The organism is Microbacterium schleiferi, from assembly GCF_015565955.1.
Classification (GTDB): domain Bacteria; phylum Actinomycetota; class Actinomycetes; order Actinomycetales; family Microbacteriaceae; genus Microbacterium; species Microbacterium schleiferi_A.
On sequence record NZ_CP064760.1, the window covers coordinates 789,524 to 806,095 of the forward strand.

The window sequence follows — 16,572 nt, forward strand, 5'->3', positions numbered from 1 at the left end:
GTACTTAGCGGTTGTCAGATGACGCCCGCTAGTCGAGCGACGCAGGTGGGGCGAAGCCAAGCGGATTAAGCGATTGCCATCGCCACGCGTCGCGGGCCATGTCTTCGATTGTCCGGGTGGATTGCCAACAGAGTTCATCCCTTGCTCGTGAGGCATTTGCCCACGCCGACGCTAAGTCTCCGGGGCGTCGCGGACCCAGATGATAGGGAATCCGCTTTCCGCAGGCTGCCTCGAACGCTCGTATGAGGTCAAGGACGGTCGTGGGGAGGCCAGTTCCGAGATTCCACGCACGTGCGCCGCGATTGGCCAGAGCCCATGCGAGGGCAGCGATATGCCCCTCCGCGAGGTCGCAGACGTGAATATAGTCACGTTCTCCGGTCCCGTCCTTGGTCGGGTAATCAGTGCCGAAGACGGTTACTGCTTCCCGTCTTCCTACCGCGACCTGTGCGACATAAGGGGCCAAGTTGTTGGGAACGCCGAGCGGATCCTCACCGATTAGGCCGCTCGGATGAGCGCCGATGGGGTTGAAGTAGCGGAGAACAGCAATGCTCCAGCTCGGGTCAGAAGCAGCAAGATCGGATAGAACTCTCTCCAGCATCGCTTTCGTTTGACCATACGGATTGGTCGAGATGATGGGTTCGTCTTCCTCTTTGTAGGGCGGCTCCTGTCCGCCCCCGTAGACCGTTGCGGATGAAGAGAACACGAGCCTACGGACGCCGCGCTCGTTCATTACCTTGAGCAGCGAAAAGGTGGCTTCAAGATTATGCGAGTAGTAAGTCAACGGCTCCGCGACGCTCTCGCTGACTGCCTTCAACCCAGCGAAGTGGATCACCGCTTCAGGTCCGGTGGCAGCGAAGACATCAGTCAGAGCATGTTCATCGCGAAGATCCGCTACGTGCATCGCGGCCGACTTGGTCGTTATCTGAGCGACTCGGTCAAGCACGACCGACGAACTGTTTGAAAGGTTGTCAACGATGGTGACTTCGTGTCCGCGCTCTAGCAGCGCCACGACGGTGTGCGAGCCGATGTAGCCGGTGCCGCCGGTGACGAGAACACGCAATGGACCCTCCCAGGTTCGTCCGATTCGATGCTAGTCCAGAAGGATCGCGGTCTCGCAGTGCCTCCGCATGTCATGCGCTGGTTCCATGGCGCTCAGGGCGCCTGTCGACACGGCAGAATATCGGGGTGCGCAAGAGAGCGCTGAAAGGCAGGAGCCACATGACCAACCGTTCTGATCGGGAGCGGCAGACTCCTACGCGTGTCCTCCAGCGAGTCACCCGCCATTGGGTGAGCATCGCTCTTGTTGCGATATCGCTCCTCTACGGCGGAGCGGTAACGGTACTGCACGACGACTCCGTTTCGCCGATCGATGAAGTTGTCTACCTGGACTACACGTACAAGCTCTGGGACCAGGGCCTGGTGCACAAGGGGGAGACCTTCGGGGACGAGATCGCGCATCTTGTCGCGTGCGAGAACGTCATCCCGTTCGGCTCGCTTGGTCAGGAGTGCGGATCAGATGATGTGAACCTCGCCGCGATGCCCAACGCTGGTTATACGACCGGCGAGGGTTACACCCCGATCTATTTCTGGACCGTCCGAATTATCGGGGACCCTGTGCACGCCATAACTGGCCTAAGCGAAGTTACTTCGTGGCGATTGAGCGGGGCGGTTTGGCTCGCCGGAACAGTCCTTGTGCTAGCCGCGCTCCTGCGCAGAGCGGGTGTACCTCAGCTCGCCGTGTTCGCGCTTGGCCTCGTGTTCATTGGATCGCCGTATGCATGGTGGACATACACCTATATCAGTACCGACACAAGCGTCGTAATCTTCGGAGCGAGTATTCTCCTGGTAACGATGGAGGCCGTGCGCGGGAGGTGGTCCGCATGGTGGCTCGTCCCCCTCGCGGTTCTTGCTCCGCTCTTCAAGATCACGAACCTCGTCGTCTTCGGCCTCATTCTGGTCTACCTCGTGCTCGACGGTCTGACTCGGCGGGGCCGCGAATCCGCGGACGGCCCAGGTTCACCGCGAGGTGACGTCAGCGCTCGCCGCCTCTGGCTTCCCGTAGGCCTCGCCGTTGCAGTCGCTGGAGCAATTCAGGTCGCGTGGCTACGCATAGTCCCATTGCTCGCAGTGAGCGATGTAGTGGTCGATCAGGGCATCACTACGCCATTGACCGCAGGTGAAGTGGTGCGTTTGTCGCTGAGTGGGATTACTGGTGCAATCACGCACAATCCTGCGATCGGTCGGACGGACTCGATGCTGCCTGAACTGATATTCATCCCCTTGAGCTGGTTGGCGATTGCGGGGGTAGTTGGTTCGGCTATGTCCATGGAATGGAGCTCGAAGCGAGGGCCACTCGTTTGGGGAACCGCAATTGCCACGATCGCCGCGCTCCCCGCGCTCGGTTGCCTGATGTGGTTTTTGACCGGAGTGTATTTTCCCCTCCCCGGGCGCTACGCGGCTGGACTAGTTCCGGCGATCCTGCTCCTCGTAGGGTTCATGCTAAAGAACAGGGTGGCGACGATCGTAGTTGTTGCCTACTCCGCACTGCTCCTCACTTTCGGGCTCACGCTGGCGATCCACATTGGGTCTAGCTACTAGGAGTCGGGCGACACGCTACGTCACAGAATCAAGGGACCCTGCGGTGTTAGGATCTGGAGGCTGCCCAATCGTTGCGGTGGTCGCTGGTGGCGAGGCGTGGTGAACTCTTGGGCTCGGAGGTTGGGATGAGTCCTCCATCATGGGGGCGTCCGGGCAAACAGACACCGGCGCGCTCGACGCTCGCGATTGGATGTGTCGCACGCGCCTGTTCTTGGGGGGTGAGGTAACGAAACTGTGAGAACGCTCGACTACACAGATACGTGGCTGATCGTGCCGCTCTACAACGAGGCGACCGTCGTGCGGCAGGTTGTAGCAGAGGCTCGGCGCACGTTTCCGAACATCGTATGCATAGACGATGGAAGCTCCGATGACTCCGTAGCGGAGGCGCTCGCGGGAGGTGCGACGGTGCTTCGTCACCCGATCAACCTGGGTCAGGGGGCTGCAATTCAGACGGGGATCGTCTTCGCGCGACGCCAGGCAGGCGCGGAGTACTTTGTGACTTTCGATTCTGATGGTCAGCACAAGGTGGCAGACGCGGCGGCGATGGTTGACCGCTTGCGTGAGGAGCCGATCGACATCATCTTCGGGTCGCGATTCCTCGATGATCGCACGAACGCCAGCGGGCTGAAGAAACTCGTGTTGCGGACTGCTGTCTTGTTCGAGCGCCTTTCCACCGGAGTGCGCTTGACAGACGCACATAATGGGCTGCGCGCCTTCAACAGGAGTGCCGCCCGTGCCCTACAAATAACCCAAAACCGCATGGCGCACGCGAGCGAGATTGTCTCCCAGGTCGGCAAGAAACATTTGAGATATGCGGAGCACCCCGTAGAGATCGTGTACACCGATTACTCACGGGCGAAGGGGCAATCGCTCTGGAACTCCGTCAACATTCTCAGCGAACTATTCATCAAGTAGGCGTGATGTCTGATCAGTTGATAATCAAGTTCCTCTTGATAGGTGCTTTTCTTGTTATGGGTTTCGTCCTGCTCAAGTCCGGAGGATCGGCGCGGACGCAAGCCCTACGAACGATTACTCTCCTGATGCTGCTGGCGGCTGCGGTGTACGCGGTGCTATTCCCCGCCGTCATTAACGACTTGGCACAATTGGTTGGCGTCGGTCGCGGCACAGACCTCCTCCTCTACGTGTTCCTCGTAGTATTCGTGGCGAACGCGCTTACCACAGTCCGGAGGCGCCGCGCCCAGGACGCCCAGATCACGCAACTCGCGAGGGAGATCGCTCTGCGAAGTCCCGAGAGTCTAGGAGATCAGGGGCAGAGATTTGAGTGACATCGCGCGGGTCGTGTGGATGACACCGCCGGCGGCATGGGGTCATCTCCGCCTGCATGGAATGGGATCAATCTGTGACAACTGATAGCGCTCGCGCGCGATACGAGAGACTCGAGCAGTGGCCGCTTCGCCCTGTCACGGAACGGTCCGGGTTCTGGGGCTCCGCCAAGGCAGTGTTCGCGCAGCGCCAGCTTCTTGGCGGTTTGATTCGACGAGACATCAAGGCACGGTACAAGGACAGCGTGCTCGGCATGCTTTGGACGCTGATCAACCCCATCGTCCAACTTGTTGTCTACTACGTCGTGATGGGTCAGTTCCTCGGGGCCGCCCGGGGAATCCCCAACTTCGCCATCTACATTTTCTCTGGCCTGACGATCTTTGTACTTTTCAGCGAGACGTTGACCGGCACCACAGCTTCGATCGTGGCCAACTCTGGACTGGTCAAGAAGGTGTACATTCCGCGCGAGGTCTTCCCGCTTGCATCGATGGGGTCGGCGCTGTTCACCTTCGCGGTCCAGCTCGTGGTCCTCCTGATCGCCTGCGTGCTTCTCGGCGGGTTGCCATCAGGGTGGGATCTGCTGTACTTCTTCCCATCAGTGCTTGTCGTAGCCGTGTATGGCCTCGCGTTCGGACTGCTGCTTTCGGCGCTGAACGTATATTTGCGGGATGTGCAATACCTCACACAGATTCTTCTGATGTTGGCGATGTGGGCGTCGCCGATCGTCTACGGGTGGACGATGGTCGGCGACGTCATTCAGCGAGCATCAGTTCCGGCGTGGTTGCTAGAGGTGTACACCAACAACCCGCTGACTCTTGCGGTGCTTGGCTTCCACAAGGCCTTCTGGGCCGCGGGTTCCTCTTCTGACTATCCCGAGGGCTTGGCGCTCCGGATGGGTATCGCCGTTCTTATCGGCCTCGTTCTCATATGGATATTTCAGCGGGTGTTCGCGCGACTTCAAGGGAATTTCGCTCAGGAGCTCTGATGACCGACTCAGTTTCCAGCCCCCCGGACATCGTCGTGATCGACGATGTGTCGAAGACGTTCACAATCCGTAAGGACAACTCTCTCAAGGAGAGGGTCGTCACGCTCGGCAGAAGAGGGCGCGCACATCGTGAGACCTTCGAGTCCTTGCGCCACGTTTCGTTCGCGATTCCCGCGGGATCGTCGATCGGGCTCCTCGGGCCTAACGGTTCCGGAAAGAGCACCCTCCTCAAAGTCATCGGAGGCATCATCGACCCCACTAGCGGGAGCGTTCGACGCAGAGGGCGAATGGCCGCGTTGCTAGAACTCGGAGCTGGATTTCACCCTGACCTATCTGGGCGAGACAACGTCTATCTCAACGCATCGATCCTGGGGCTATCCAGGAGCGAGACGGACGCGCGCTTTCATGAGATCGTCGCTTTCGCGGAGATCGAAGACTTCATTGATACACAGGTGAAGTTCTACTCGTCGGGCATGTACGTGCGCCTGGCGTTCGCTGTCGCTATCCACACGGACCCGGATCTGCTCCTCGTTGACGAAGTCCTCGCGGTTGGCGATGAGGCGTTCCAGCGGAAGTGTATGGACAAGATTCGCCAGTTTCAGGCGGAAGGTCGCACGATAATCCTCGTATCTCACTCCGCCGGTCAGGTCATGGAAGTGTGCGATCGAGGTGTCGTGCTCAGCGCTGGGGAAGTAGCGTTCATTGGCTCCGCCGCAGAGGCGACTAAGGTTCACCGGGAGATCCTCGAAGGCAAACGGAAGCAGGCATTCGCGGAGCATGAACACCTCGCGGAGCCGCGAGCGTACTCGTCAATCGCGGGCATCACGGTCAACGATGGCTCTGGCATGCCGAGCAGCACCTTCTCGCCCGGTGATGATCTCACCGTCACTCTCTCCATCGACCACGCCGTTTCCCACGACAGGTGGAACACTGGTATCAGCATCGACACGCCACAAGGCCAACAGGTCTTCGGTACCGGCACAAGGCGATTGGGGGTGCCCCACGACGCTGTAACACCCGGGAGAGTGGATGTGTCATATCGACTTCCCGCGGTGTCGCTCGCGGGCGGTCAGTACTTCGTCAATGCTGAAGTTTCGGATGCCGACGGAGCTCCGTTGGACGCGATGTGGCAGGGCGCCTCATTCTTCGTGCCTGTGGAATTCCGACAGACTGGCACCCTTTACTCGGAGGCAATCGTCGCGGTTCGGAGATGAGGCGGTAGCTCCTCCGAAGGCAGATCTGCACGTGATCTAGGGTGGCCGGCCTGGCTTAGTACCCATTCCCAATGCCGTGTCAGGCCCTCGCGAAGACCGATCCTCGGCATCCATCCGAACTGCGTGGTGATCGAAGTGACATCGGCCTTGGTGCGGGAGACGTCGCCGCGCGCTACATCCGTGTACCGCACGCGCGGGGTTCGCTCGGTGACGTCCGCGATCAGTTCGAGAACCTCGTTGATTGAGTGGCTACCACCGCCAGACACGTTATATACCGTTCCGGGCGTCACCTCTCCCGACCCCACGGCCGCGAGCGCGTCAACGATGTCACCAACATATGTGAAGTCCCGAATCTGCTCTCCCGAGCCGTAGACCACAATTTCCGTGTCTTCCAGCGTCGCCTGAAGAAATCGGCCGAAAGCCATGTCTGGGCGCTGCCGAGGACCGTACACGGTGAAGAACCTTAGCGACACAGTCTCTAAGCCGAAGTTCGCGGCGTAGAGCCTGCACAGGTGCTCCGCCGCAAGCTTCGTTACTCCATAAGGACTGCGCGGGCGCGGAAGAACATTCTCATTAGTAGGGTACGACTCGGCGTCGCCGTACACCGAGGACGAGGAGGCATATACGATGCGAATGCCGCGAACGCGCAGTGCTTCTTCGAGCAGTCGCTGCGTTGCTATGACGTTTGCATTGACATATTCGTCGAATGACTCGCCCCATGATGCTCTTACGCCCGGTTGGCCGGCGAGGTGGTAGACCACGTCGGTGCCGTCGAGGACACTACTCAGATCTGCTTGCGTCAGGTCTGCGCGCACTAGTGTAAAGCCCTTGCCGACCAGCTCGGACAGATTGCGCTTCTTCAGGCGCGGATCGTAATAGTCTGAGAGGTTGTCGATCCCCACGACCTCGTGGCCGTCGCTTATGAGCCGTTGGGTTAGGTGGCTGCCAATGAAACCCGCCGCGCCCGTGACAACTGCCCTCATCGGTCATCCAGTCCCATCCCAGAAGCTTATCCGAGGCGCATGGTCGTGGCTCATCTCGATCAGTAAGCTAGTCTCTCGTTGCCATGACGAGGAGGCTTAGGTGAGGATCTGCGTATACACTGTGCTCCTCGGGGGCTACGACACGCTTCTCGAACAGGCTGTAGCGGCGGATAGCGAGGCCGATTTTCTCTGCTTCTCAGACAGCCGAGACCTCGTCAGCAAGACATGGCGAGTTGAGCGAGTCGATCCGCTGCTACCACAGGACTTGCACCGCAGCTCGCGGGAGTACAAGATCCTCGGGCACCCGGTGCTTCAGCAGTATGACGTGACGATCTGTATCGACGCGTCCGTCTTGCTTCGATCGACTCCAGAACGGATCGTCGCTGAGCTCCTACCCGAGGACTTTGACATGGCCGTGCTCGCGCATAGCTATCGCGAGACCGCTCTCGACGAATTCGATGAAGTAGTCCGCCTCAATTACGACGATAGATTTAGAGTTTACGAACAGCTGACCGACTATGCGGTTCACTTTCCCGAGGCGCTCGACGCGCGGCCGCTATGGGGCGGCATGCTCATTCGACGCAACAGTCGATGCGTCGCTGAAGCGATGCGTATCTGGTTCTATCAGGTTCTCCGGTACTCGCGGCGCGACCAGCTCTCATTGCCGTATGCGCTGCAGGCGGCAGGACTGACTGCGAATGTCGTGGAACTTGACAATTTCCAGTCGGAACTGCATGAGTGGCCCGTCATCACGGGCCGCAAGATTGTGCAAGGTAAGGCCCCAGCATTCGCTCACGGCCCCATGGTTGCGGAGTTACGGCGTGCAGCCCAACGCATCAAGGAGTTGGAGGTGCAACTCGCAGACTGCGAGCCCGCGGCCGTCGCGGCACTCCGCAATCGGATAGCGCAACAAACGGCCGAGATCGAAGACGGGTTCGCCGAGCGCGTCAGGCTCGAACAGAACATCGAGGGGCTGCGGCGGCGTCAGTGGGAACTAGAGTACGTGGCCTCGCGCAGGCGCTCACTGCCCAGGCGGGTCCGAAAGTACGTGCGCGCGCTGATAGCGAAGCTCACGAGAGGGCGTCTTCTAGCTGGGAGACGATGACAGAGTCAGCGGTACGTGCCGATAGCTCCCGCATCATCGTGAGCGCCTCGCGCCACTGCTCTCCACGAAAGGTCTCACGGGCGTACTCGAGCCCGGCGAGGATAGCGTCTTCGCTGGGATGGGCCTCGATCCAGTATGGGTAGTCGTCTGGCAACCAGAACGCTGCTTCCGTTTCGTCTCGCGCCAAGAGGATGTTCGCGCCAGCAAGCGCGGCGGTAAAGCCCTTCAAGAACGGCTTGTGTCGATCCAACGCGCGATGCTGACGCACTGCGTAGTGCATGTGAACTCCCGGAACTCGCTGCATCCATGCAGTATCCTGGCGGGCGGTGTCGACGTGGACAAACTCCACCGAGGCCGCGATCTGGGGTGTACTCACCGCGTTCACCGTCTCTCCGAAGTATCGGACGAGCATCGGTTCGGTCGGTTCAGTTGTGGCGCCCCCTGCGGCGAGCAGGCGCCTGAGGCGGGGATCAACGTGATGGTCGATGCGTACGACCTTGGTAGCTAACGGCCGGGATTCGAACTCCCTATGCGCGGAGATCGACGCGGCCACTAGCACATCGGCGGCTGCCGCAACGTCGTCGCTCACGTCCTCATCCACGGGATCAAGGAAGATGCGGTTTCCCTTGTGGCGCAGACTATGGATCATGTCCGGATCCATAGTCCGGGCGGCGCCCTTGGTAAGGAAGAGATCCGAGTTGCGGACGGCTCTGCTCACTGGTTCGAAAGTCACGCGTCTTTCCCGGTGCGCGCTGTGCGCCAGGAGCTCGGATAGCTGCCTACCTCGCATAATGGTCGTTCCCGATTGCCGCGTGGTCTTTGTGTACATGAATCTCACGGGGCGTGACCTGCGACTCAATAGCATGGAGTCGATCGTAACGTTTGAAACGCTGGCCGATATCAGGAATGTCGACTGTTGCAAGAGAGTGGGGGAGCTTCACGATGCTCGCGAGCGACCTGGCCGCAAAGGAAATCCAAGGGAAGAAGACGCCCTCGATACCGGCGCTGCGTCTGCGAGAAGTGTGAACGGCGCGTCGAAACCTCACCGTGATGGCGGGCTCGCTCGGGTTATTCCTGCGCTCGTCCTGTCTAGCGTGCTCGGCTATGGGATACAGCTGCTTGCGCCCTTCCTCCTCGGGTCGCTGGAGTATGTCGAGTTCAGCGCCTTTTGGAGTGCGCTTTTTCTCGGGGTTGCTGCGTTGTCCGGCGTTCAGAACGAAGTGGCACGATCATCGCTCCCCGAAGGCAGCTCTGCTGCCGCCGAATCTCTGCGGCGCTATGCGGTAGTCGTCGGATTCGGCGCCGCCGTCGGCGGCGCGATCGGGGGCGCAGTCGTCGGTGGACTACTCGGTTCAGATGATTCGGGCGAGATTGCCGTCGCGATGGCGCTCGGGCTCGGCGGCTTCGTGATTCTCGCTATCCAGACGGGTACGCTCTATGGTGCCGGGCGCTGGACCGGTGTTGCGCTGGCGATTATCGCCGACCCGGGACTGCGCGCCCTAGTGTTCTTGGCCATTGCTGCGTTTGCTTTGGCTGGTAGTGACACTGTGCCGCTGGGGACGTTGCTGCTCGCGACTGTGTTGCCCTTCATAGGAGCGGCGATAGTCGTCTGGTGGGGCGGTGGCAGAGCGACGGTCAGGGCGGTCTTCATCGAGCAGACCTGGGCACGGCTGCTTCGCAACTCTTTTCACACAGTGGCGGCGGCGACCGCGCTGGGATTTGTCGCGGCAGGAATGCCTCTCGTTATAGCAGCGATCGGCCAGGGAGAGGAGCCTTCGGTCATTGCGGGGGCCGTGCTCGCTGTTGTCCTTCTGCGTGCCCCCCTCGTGAGCCCGATGCTTGCGCTGCAGAGCTACCTGACGGTCACTTTCCGTGACGCGCCGTCGCTTGCCCGCCGACGTTCTCTTCTTCTGACGGCGGGACTCCTTCTCGCCGGTGGCATCGCGGCCCTTGCGGTTGCCTGGGGTGCTCAGGTCGCGGATGACCTACTCTCGCCCCTGTACACTCTGCCGCCCGTGTGGGTTCTTGTCGCGATCGTGTTCGCTGCTGCGCTCGTCGGTATACAGTCCATCGCCGGGGCGGCAGCGTTAGCTCGCGGGAGTCACCGTGTGTACTCTCTAGGGTGGGTCACGACAGCTGCCGGGGTGTTGGTTACCGCTTTGCTTCCATTGCCCTTCGAGGTGAGGCTCACTGTGGCGCTGACATTGCCCGTCGCTGTCGGACTGGCGGTTCATCTGCTCGGGCTGAGCTTGGCCGGGCGTCGGCGTTCTCACGCGGTATGATCAGTGGGTTGAGCTCTCGAAGTCCGTTTGTCGCCGCAAAGTGGGTACCGCTTGTCCTCTGTCATTGATGTGATGCTCCCGTATTACGGGGATGTTGAGCAGATGAAGGCGGCAGTCGACAGCGTAATGATGCAAAGCAGCCCGCATTGGCGCCTCGTAGTCATTGACGACGGTTATCCGGACGAAGAACCCGCACGCTGGTTTGCTTCCATTGCAGACGCTCGAGTTGTGTACCTCCGCAATGAGCAGAACCTCGGCGCCAATGGCAACTATAGGAAAGCTGTTGAACTTGTCGAGTCCTCATGGTTCGTGATGATGGGTGCGGACGACATCATGGCGCCCGACTACCTTCACGTTGTGAACCGGGCAATCCAGTCTTCCGAGGCGGACATCATTCAGCCGGGAGTAAGGGTAATCGACGAGAATGATGCTGTGGTGCGCCCGCTAGCGGACCGTGTCAAGCGGCTCCTATCGCTCAAGCCCGAACCCGGAGGCAGCGTACTCGGAGGTGAAACCCTGGTCGCGAGTCTCTTGAGGGCGAATTGGGCTTACTTTCCGTCAATTGCGTGGCGAACGTCCTCGGTGAGGGAAGTCGGATTCCGCCCGGACTTGGACGTCGCGCAAGATCTTGGGCTCATCCTCGACATTCTCGCGAGAGGCGGGAGGATGATGGTGTTGCCAGACGTCATCTTTGAGTATCGACGCCACACTGCTTCTGACTCATCCGTGCGAGCTCTCGACGGGCGGCGCTTCGATGAAGAGCGACGTTTCTTTGACGGTGAGGCTCGGCGGTTCTCCTCTCTCGGTTGGAACCGTGCCTCTCGAGCAGCGCGGTGGCACTTCGCCTCACGCCTCAATGCGGCGTCGTTGGTGCCGAAGGCGATCACTCGAGGAGGGGCGGTAAATCGTCTGGTACGACATGTCTTCGCGTGAGCAGGACTTCGTTCTTCTTCGCGCGTCAGCCATCGGTGACCGAGGAAATTGAAGGGTGGCATAGGTAAATGGATCTCCTCGTTGTCGGATCCGGTCTCTTCGGCCTCACAGTTGCTGAGCGTGCGGCCTCGGCAGGCCGCAAAGTCGTCATCATCGATCGGCGTGACCATCTCGGAGGGAACGCGTACAGCGTTACTGAACCGGCCACCGGGATCGAGGTTCACCGCTATGGTGCGCACCTGTTCCACACGTCGAATCCCATGGTCTGGGATTACGTCAACAGGTTCACCGGCTTTACGGACTATGTGCATAGAGTGTTCACGAACCACGAGGGCATCGTGTATCCGCTTCCGATCAACCTGGGCACGATCAATCAGTTCTTTCGTGCAGCGTATACACCCGCCCAGGCGCGCGCGCTGGTCCGCGAACTTGCGGAGGAATTCGACCCGAAGGCCGCCAGCAACCTTGAAGAGCGCGCGATTGGACTTGTCGGCCGCCCGCTCTACGAGGCATTTGTTCGGGACTACACGGCGAAGCAGTGGCAGACTGATCCTAGGGACTTGCCCTCCGAAATCATTAGCCGGCTCCCGGTGCGGTACACCTACGATAGTCGCTACTTCAACGACAAATGGGAAGGTCTTCCCGTCGATGGGTATGCTGCTTGGCTTGAGCGAATGGTCGAGAATTCCAACATTGAGGTTCGACTCGGGGTCGACTTCTTCGACGAATCTCAACCACTAAGCCGGAAGGCGACGGTTGGTCAGCTGCCTATCGTCTACACCGGACCGGTTGACCGTTACTTCGATTATTCGGCTGGCGACCTGGCTTGGCGGACGCTGGACTTTGAGCAGGAGGTACTCGACGTCGCTGATTTTCAAGGCACGAGTGTGATGAATTATGCGGATGCGGAGGTGCCGTATACCCGTATTCATGAATTCAAGCACTTCCACCCTGAACGCGCGGAAATATATCCGCGCGATAGAACCGTTATCATGCGCGAATACTCACGTTTTGCTTCTCGGGATGATGAGCCATATTATCCGGTGAACAGTCCCGCGGATCGTGCTAGTCTGCTCGCCTACCGCGAACTCATGGACGGCGAGAGGGACGTCTATTTCGGGGGGCGTTTGGGGACCTATCAATACCTTGACATGCACATGGCAATCGGCTCCGCCCTCACCTTATGGACGAATCGTCTGGCTTCTCATTGAGGCGGTGGAGTGAGAATACCGGCGCTATGCTGTCCGGGGCAACGGCAACCACGGTGATGCGCGTCTTCGAGCCAGACGCGGGGATCGGCGATTGCCTTTGGCCCATCAGCTCGCAGGTGGAACGTGTTTCGGTGACGCGTCGAACTCCTATGTCTGCTGTCCCGCTGGCAGTGAGCCCGGCGTCGGAGATTCGGCATGTTGTGCCCCTCGGCAAACACGAGAGTGTTGGAGTGGCGTCAGAGGCTTCCGCTGCAAGCAGCGCTTCCGACGCTGATCGCGGTGAAGGGGTCGTTCGGCATATCCTGCCGACCGCAGGATCGCTGGGAAAGCGAGCGGTGGGGCTCTCTCTGTTCGTCACATCGCCGGATGGGCCCCGCGGATTAGCGACGAGCGGGAGCGAACCCTCGTGATAGCGAAGCAGAATCTCCGACCGCGCGTGGCCGGGGTTGTCCTCGCGTACCATCCTGACGTCACCATTCTGCGCAACATCGCCGCACTTTTGGAGCAGGTCGATGCCGTCTACGTCGTGAACAACTCGCCCGGCGAGGCAGCGACACAGGTGCTTGCGCCTCTGGTTTCCGTCTCCGACGTCGAGGTCATCGAGCTCGAGGGCAACCTGGGTGTAGGTGCGGGCTTCAACGCGGGAATCCGTCGCGCGCTCGACGCGGACGCCGAATACGTCTGGATCTTTGATCAGGACAGCACGGTTGCACCCCGTATGCTCCGTGCTCTTCTTTCGCATGTGGACGACTACGGAGTGCATACCGGGATCGTGGGGCCGGCGCTGCGTGCAGCAGAGACCGGCCGGGTCTACCCCGCGGATTCAGGGCGTGGCGCAGCGCGGCGAAACACCTTGATCTCGTCCGGTTCCCTTTTCTCGCGGGAACTGCTCGAAGATATCGGTCTCCACGATGAGTGGATGTTTGTCGACTACGTTGATCACGACATCTGCCTCCGCGCCGGTGCCGCAGGGTATACAAACTTGAAGGTTTTCGACACTGTTCTGGACCACCGTTTCGGTGATTCAGTACCCGCCCGCCTGCTTGGACGGAAGGTGTATCTCGCGAACTATTCGCCGCTGCGCCTCTACTATCAATCCCGGAATCGGGTCGTGTTGCTGCGTCGCTTCGGGCCGCGCGGCTGGTTCGGCGAAGACTGTTGGTTCACCCTCAAGGCATGGACGAAGATAGTTCTCTTCGAGACCCAGCGTGGTTCGAAGACCGCGGCAGCTCTTCGGGGGCTATGGGACGGTCTCCGCTGGAGGCCCACCAGCAAGTGACGTGGGACGCGGAGGCTTTCCGCGAACGACATCGCGATGGGTTGCGGCGTCGCGATGTCCGAGAGCTTGCGAACAGTACGTTCACTGGCATGCATACCTCGTCTAGATCCCGCGGACTCCGTAGGAAGTATTGCTTCACCGTCCCGAGCCAGGTCCTCCCGATGTAGATGCGAGTCGCTATCGAACGTGTAGCGATGGCGGCAGACCATCGCCGGGTGATTAACGTGTGCCGGCGCTGCACGGCTGTCAATCGATCATTGCTGGCCAGTATTGTCAAGATCCCGCGCGTGGAGTCGGACAAGACTGTCGATCCAACGGCGGCATCGGCATCCAGCCCCGGTCCCGGGCGATGTCACGACCGTCGCGAAGCCCCCGGAACAGGTTGCTCGTGCCACGGACGGTTCGCTCCACGACGACTAGCCGGATGAGCTCCTTCGCGAACGTCGCCGCAGTCCCGAGCGCGAAGGGGATCGGCCGGTAGAAGCCCACGGACCGGTAGTACTGCTTGATCAGGGATCGGTTGCGCATGATGTAGTACCGGTAGTTGTCGCTCGAGGCGTTCATGTGTCGAACACCCATGTCCCACTGTTTGATCTCGCGGGTACGGCGCAGTACGAACTCGTTCACGATGACGGATGTCGTGATGCGCGAAGCAAGCCAGCCGTAGACCTGGTCGTCCCAGTAGATGAAGAAGCGTGGGTCCGGCAGGCCGATCTGGCGCACGATGTCGCGGTGGATGAACATCCCCTCGAAGCATCCGGAATTCATCTCCTTGTATCCGGACTCATCGAACTCTGCGGGAGCGAAGGGGATGGGGATTCCCATGCGTGCGGCGATGCGGTACTGCCAGTAAAACTCGCTGCCGTCGAAGTCGTACCGGCGGCCCTGGATCGAGCGGAACCGCGTCGACCATCGACCCATCTTCGTAAGCCCGTCGGGGATGACTTCGACGTCATCGTCCATGAGCCACATCCACTCGGATCCCAGGTCGTACGCAGTCTGCATTCCCGCGCTGAAGCCACCGGAACCGCCGGTATTCGTCTCGAGGCGGCGGTATACGAGCTCGGTGCCGATCTGCTCACGGAAGGCCTCAACGACCTCGGTGGTGTCGTCTGTAGAGGCATTGTCAATGACGACGACGTGGCCCGGCTTCGGATCCATCTCGCCGATGCTGGTGAGTAGCCGTGCGAGCAGCCCCGACCGATTGAAGGTGACAGCGACGATCGTCGCGGTGGACGGGTCGAAGGCTGCGTCAGAAGAACTCGGGTGCTGTTTCGCGTCGTGCATGTCCCGATGATCCTATCTGCGACGCCCCATCGCGCGGCTGCAGCTTCGCCAGGAACAGGACGGTCAGCATCCACCCCCACAGCAGGAGCGGGCTCGACTCGGTGATTCCCTGGATGACGACGATGACGCCGACCGCGACGGGGAGGAGCGACACGGTGGCCGTGACCCGGTCGTCCCGGCGCTGCCACCGGTGGTGGCGGACAGCGAACACCCACGTCCGCCACACAAAGAGGGCGTACAGGCCGGCGAGCAGCACGACCCCCACGACACCGAGCTGGAACCACACGTCGACCCACACGCTGTGCGCCTGGATGATGTGGAGGCCCCGGGGCATGACGATCCAGTCCGTGAACGCCGGGTCCCAGGGGATCCACGGTGTGGCAAAGCCGTTGCCGACGACCGGCTGAGCCGCCCCGCGAGAGAACACGAGATCCCAGATCTCGGTGCGGTCGGTGAGGTCTCCGTCGCGGCCGAGAAACGACAGGATGCCGCGCCGCATAACCCACGCAAGGCCCGCAATGAGGGAGCCGAGGGCCGCTGCCGTGAGGTACACCCGCACGCGACCCGACGTCGTGCGTGCCATGCGCGCGGACAGCAGGATGACAAGCGCGACCGCGAGCGCGACTGTCGCGATGAATGCGGTAGCCGATTCGGCGCGAACCAACAGGTAAGCCGAGACGGCTAGCGTGACCGCGAACAGGACCCGGTGGCGTCTCTCGATAGCCAGACGGATGCTGAGCACGACCACGGCGAGCAGCGCCAGCATTGCCAGCAGGTTGGCGTTGCCGACGATTCCGTCGAGGCGGCCGCCGGTGAAGAGCTGGGCGCTCGTCCAGATATCACTGCGCTCGGTTTGCGCATCCACGGCGGCAAATTCGATCCCGACCGGACCACCGACAATGAGGGCGGCCCAGACTTCGAAGATCACCGACAGTGCCATGACGGCGGCCAGCGCCCACGCGAGTGCCGAGACGAGCTGGCGCCACGTGAGCATCGCAGCAAGGGCGATGCCAACGAGCGTCGTCGCCGCGAGCAGGGTCCACGTCAGGGCTGTCGTCTCCGGCCACCGAGACCAGGCGATGCTGGCACCAGCCCATCCCGCGAAAGCGAGCGCCGTCCACGGGAGCGCCCGCCACTGCGGAGCGCGAATGACGCGCGCGGCGAGAATCGCAACTCCCGCGCACGCGACGATGCCAGCGGCAGCGGCGGCGGGTGCGCCGAACGCCGCCGCCCATCCGGGTGCCGTGAAGGCGATGAAGAAGACTACGCCGGCCCACATGTGTGGCGCGAGACGCAGGGGGATCGTGGTGGAAGGGGCGACGACAGGAAGAGTGGCCGTAGGGGCTCCGAAAGCCGTCATCGATCGCCACGCTAGCTGGCCGACATCACAGATCGGTCACAGACTCCCGAG

At 60.9% G+C, this 16,572-nt stretch carries 15 protein-coding genes; 10 read left to right on the plus strand and 5 right to left on the minus strand.

Features of this window, described 5'->3' with window-relative positions; genetic code table 11:
• Positions 1–28 precede the first annotated feature (28 nt).
• Positions 29–1,060 carry a UDP-glucose 4-epimerase GalE gene (galE, locus tag IT882_RS03690; RefSeq protein ID WP_195693217.1) on the minus strand — a complete coding sequence of 344 codons (1,032 nt, stop codon included), beginning with the start codon at positions 1,058–1,060 and terminating at the stop codon, positions 29–31.
• Positions 1,061–1,287: 227 nt separating this feature from the next.
• Here galE and IT882_RS03695 point away from each other — a divergent pair, with 227 nt between their 5' ends.
• From IT882_RS03695 to IT882_RS03715, 5 genes are all read left to right on the plus strand, one after another.
• Positions 1,288–2,598, plus strand: a complete 1,311-nt coding sequence (locus IT882_RS03695) for a hypothetical protein (protein WP_195693218.1) — start codon at positions 1,288–1,290, stop codon at positions 2,596–2,598.
• 234 nt (positions 2,599–2,832) lie between these two features.
• A complete protein-coding gene (locus IT882_RS03700; protein ID WP_195693219.1) occupies positions 2,833–3,513 on the plus strand; it encodes a glycosyltransferase family 2 protein in 681 nt (226 codons plus the stop codon).
• Positions 3,514–3,518: 5 nt separating this feature from the next.
• Positions 3,519–3,884 (plus strand): DUF2304 domain-containing protein, encoded by a 366-nt coding sequence (locus IT882_RS03705; protein WP_195693220.1) that lies wholly within the window; start codon positions 3,519–3,521, stop codon positions 3,882–3,884.
• A gap of 56 nt (positions 3,885–3,940) precedes the next feature.
• On the plus strand, positions 3,941–4,867 hold the full coding sequence (locus IT882_RS03710) for an ABC transporter permease (RefSeq protein WP_195693221.1): 927 nt from the start codon (positions 3,941–3,943) through the stop codon (positions 4,865–4,867).
• The gene (locus IT882_RS03715) at positions 4,867–6,081 is read left to right on the plus strand and encodes an ABC transporter ATP-binding protein (RefSeq protein WP_195693222.1); all 1,215 of its coding nucleotides are present in this window, start codon (positions 4,867–4,869) and stop codon (positions 6,079–6,081) included. The genes IT882_RS03710 and IT882_RS03715 overlap by 1 nt, the downstream gene beginning before the upstream one ends.
• On the opposite strand, the gene IT882_RS03720 is transcribed toward IT882_RS03715, so the two are convergent.
• The gene (locus tag IT882_RS03720) at positions 6,048–7,064 is read right to left on the minus strand and encodes an NAD-dependent epimerase/dehydratase family protein (RefSeq protein WP_195693223.1); all 1,017 of its coding nucleotides are present in this window, start codon (positions 7,062–7,064) and stop codon (positions 6,048–6,050) included. The genes IT882_RS03715 and IT882_RS03720 overlap by 34 nt on opposite strands.
• A 100-nt stretch (positions 7,065–7,164) precedes the next feature.
• Between IT882_RS03720 and IT882_RS03725 the strand changes: the two genes are divergently transcribed.
• A complete protein-coding gene (locus IT882_RS03725; protein ID WP_195693224.1) occupies positions 7,165–8,169 on the plus strand; it encodes a glycosyltransferase domain-containing protein in 1,005 nt (334 codons plus the stop codon).
• Here IT882_RS03725 and IT882_RS03730 read toward each other — a convergent pair.
• Positions 8,135–8,887: a hypothetical protein gene (locus IT882_RS03730; RefSeq protein ID WP_195693225.1), complete on the minus strand. Its 753-nt coding sequence runs from the start codon at positions 8,885–8,887 to the stop codon at positions 8,135–8,137. The two genes, IT882_RS03725 and IT882_RS03730, sit on opposite strands and share 35 nt — an antisense overlap.
• Before the next feature lie 94 nt (positions 8,888–8,981).
• On the opposite strand from IT882_RS03730, the gene IT882_RS03735 reads away from it, so the two are divergent.
• The 4 genes from IT882_RS03735 to IT882_RS03750 all read left to right on the plus strand — a co-directional run bounded on the left by IT882_RS03735 (position 8,982) and on the right by IT882_RS03750 (position 13,874).
• Positions 8,982–10,451, plus strand: a complete 1,470-nt coding sequence (locus IT882_RS03735; protein WP_195693226.1) for a hypothetical protein — start codon at positions 8,982–8,984, stop codon at positions 10,449–10,451.
• A 51-nt stretch (positions 10,452–10,502) separates the two neighbouring features.
• A complete protein-coding gene (locus tag IT882_RS03740) occupies positions 10,503–11,384 on the plus strand; it encodes a glycosyltransferase family 2 protein (RefSeq protein ID WP_324253916.1) in 882 nt (293 codons plus the stop codon).
• A 68-nt stretch (positions 11,385–11,452) separates the two neighbouring features.
• The gene (gene glf / locus IT882_RS03745) at positions 11,453–12,595 is read left to right on the plus strand and encodes a UDP-galactopyranose mutase (RefSeq protein ID WP_195693227.1); all 1,143 of its coding nucleotides are present in this window, start codon (positions 11,453–11,455) and stop codon (positions 12,593–12,595) included.
• Positions 12,596–13,031: 436 nt separating this feature from the next.
• Positions 13,032–13,874 (plus strand): glycosyltransferase family 2 protein, encoded by an 843-nt coding sequence (locus tag IT882_RS03750; RefSeq protein WP_195693228.1) that lies wholly within the window; start codon positions 13,032–13,034, stop codon positions 13,872–13,874.
• A 273-nt stretch (positions 13,875–14,147) separates the two neighbouring features.
• Here the strand turns inward: IT882_RS03750 and IT882_RS03755 are convergent, their stop codons facing one another.
• Complete coding sequence (locus IT882_RS03755) at positions 14,148–15,161, minus strand: glycosyltransferase (RefSeq protein ID WP_195693229.1); 1,014 nt, start codon at positions 15,159–15,161, stop codon at positions 14,148–14,150.
• Complete coding sequence (locus IT882_RS03760) at positions 15,127–16,521, minus strand: O-antigen ligase family protein (RefSeq protein ID WP_195693230.1); 1,395 nt, start codon at positions 16,519–16,521, stop codon at positions 15,127–15,129. Before IT882_RS03760 ends, IT882_RS03755 begins: the two co-directional genes overlap by 35 nt.
• Positions 16,522–16,572 lie beyond the last annotated feature (51 nt).

What these genes read in the sequence shown, in the direction of transcription:
- IT882_RS03720 (WP_195693223.1), bottom strand. Translation starts at nt 7,064, where the DNA reads ATGAGGGCAGTTGTCACGGGCGCGGCGGGTTTCATTGGCAGCCACCTA.
- IT882_RS03760 (WP_195693230.1), bottom strand. Translation starts at nt 16,521, where the DNA reads ATGACGGCTTTCGGAGCCCCTACGGCCACTCTTCCTGTCGTCGCCCCT.
- IT882_RS03715 (WP_195693222.1), top strand. Translation starts at nt 4,867, where the DNA reads ATGACCGACTCAGTTTCCAGCCCCCCGGACATCGTCGTGATCGACGAT.
- IT882_RS03710 (WP_195693221.1), top strand. Translation starts at nt 3,941, where the DNA reads ATGGAATGGGATCAATCTGTGACAACTGATAGCGCTCGCGCGCGATAC.
- glf (WP_195693227.1), top strand. Translation starts at nt 11,453, where the DNA reads ATGGATCTCCTCGTTGTCGGATCCGGTCTCTTCGGCCTCACAGTTGCT.
- IT882_RS03755 (WP_195693229.1), bottom strand. Translation starts at nt 15,161, where the DNA reads ATGCACGACGCGAAACAGCACCCGAGTTCTTCTGACGCAGCCTTCGAC.
- IT882_RS03705 (WP_195693220.1), top strand. Translation starts at nt 3,519, where the DNA reads ATGTCTGATCAGTTGATAATCAAGTTCCTCTTGATAGGTGCTTTTCTT.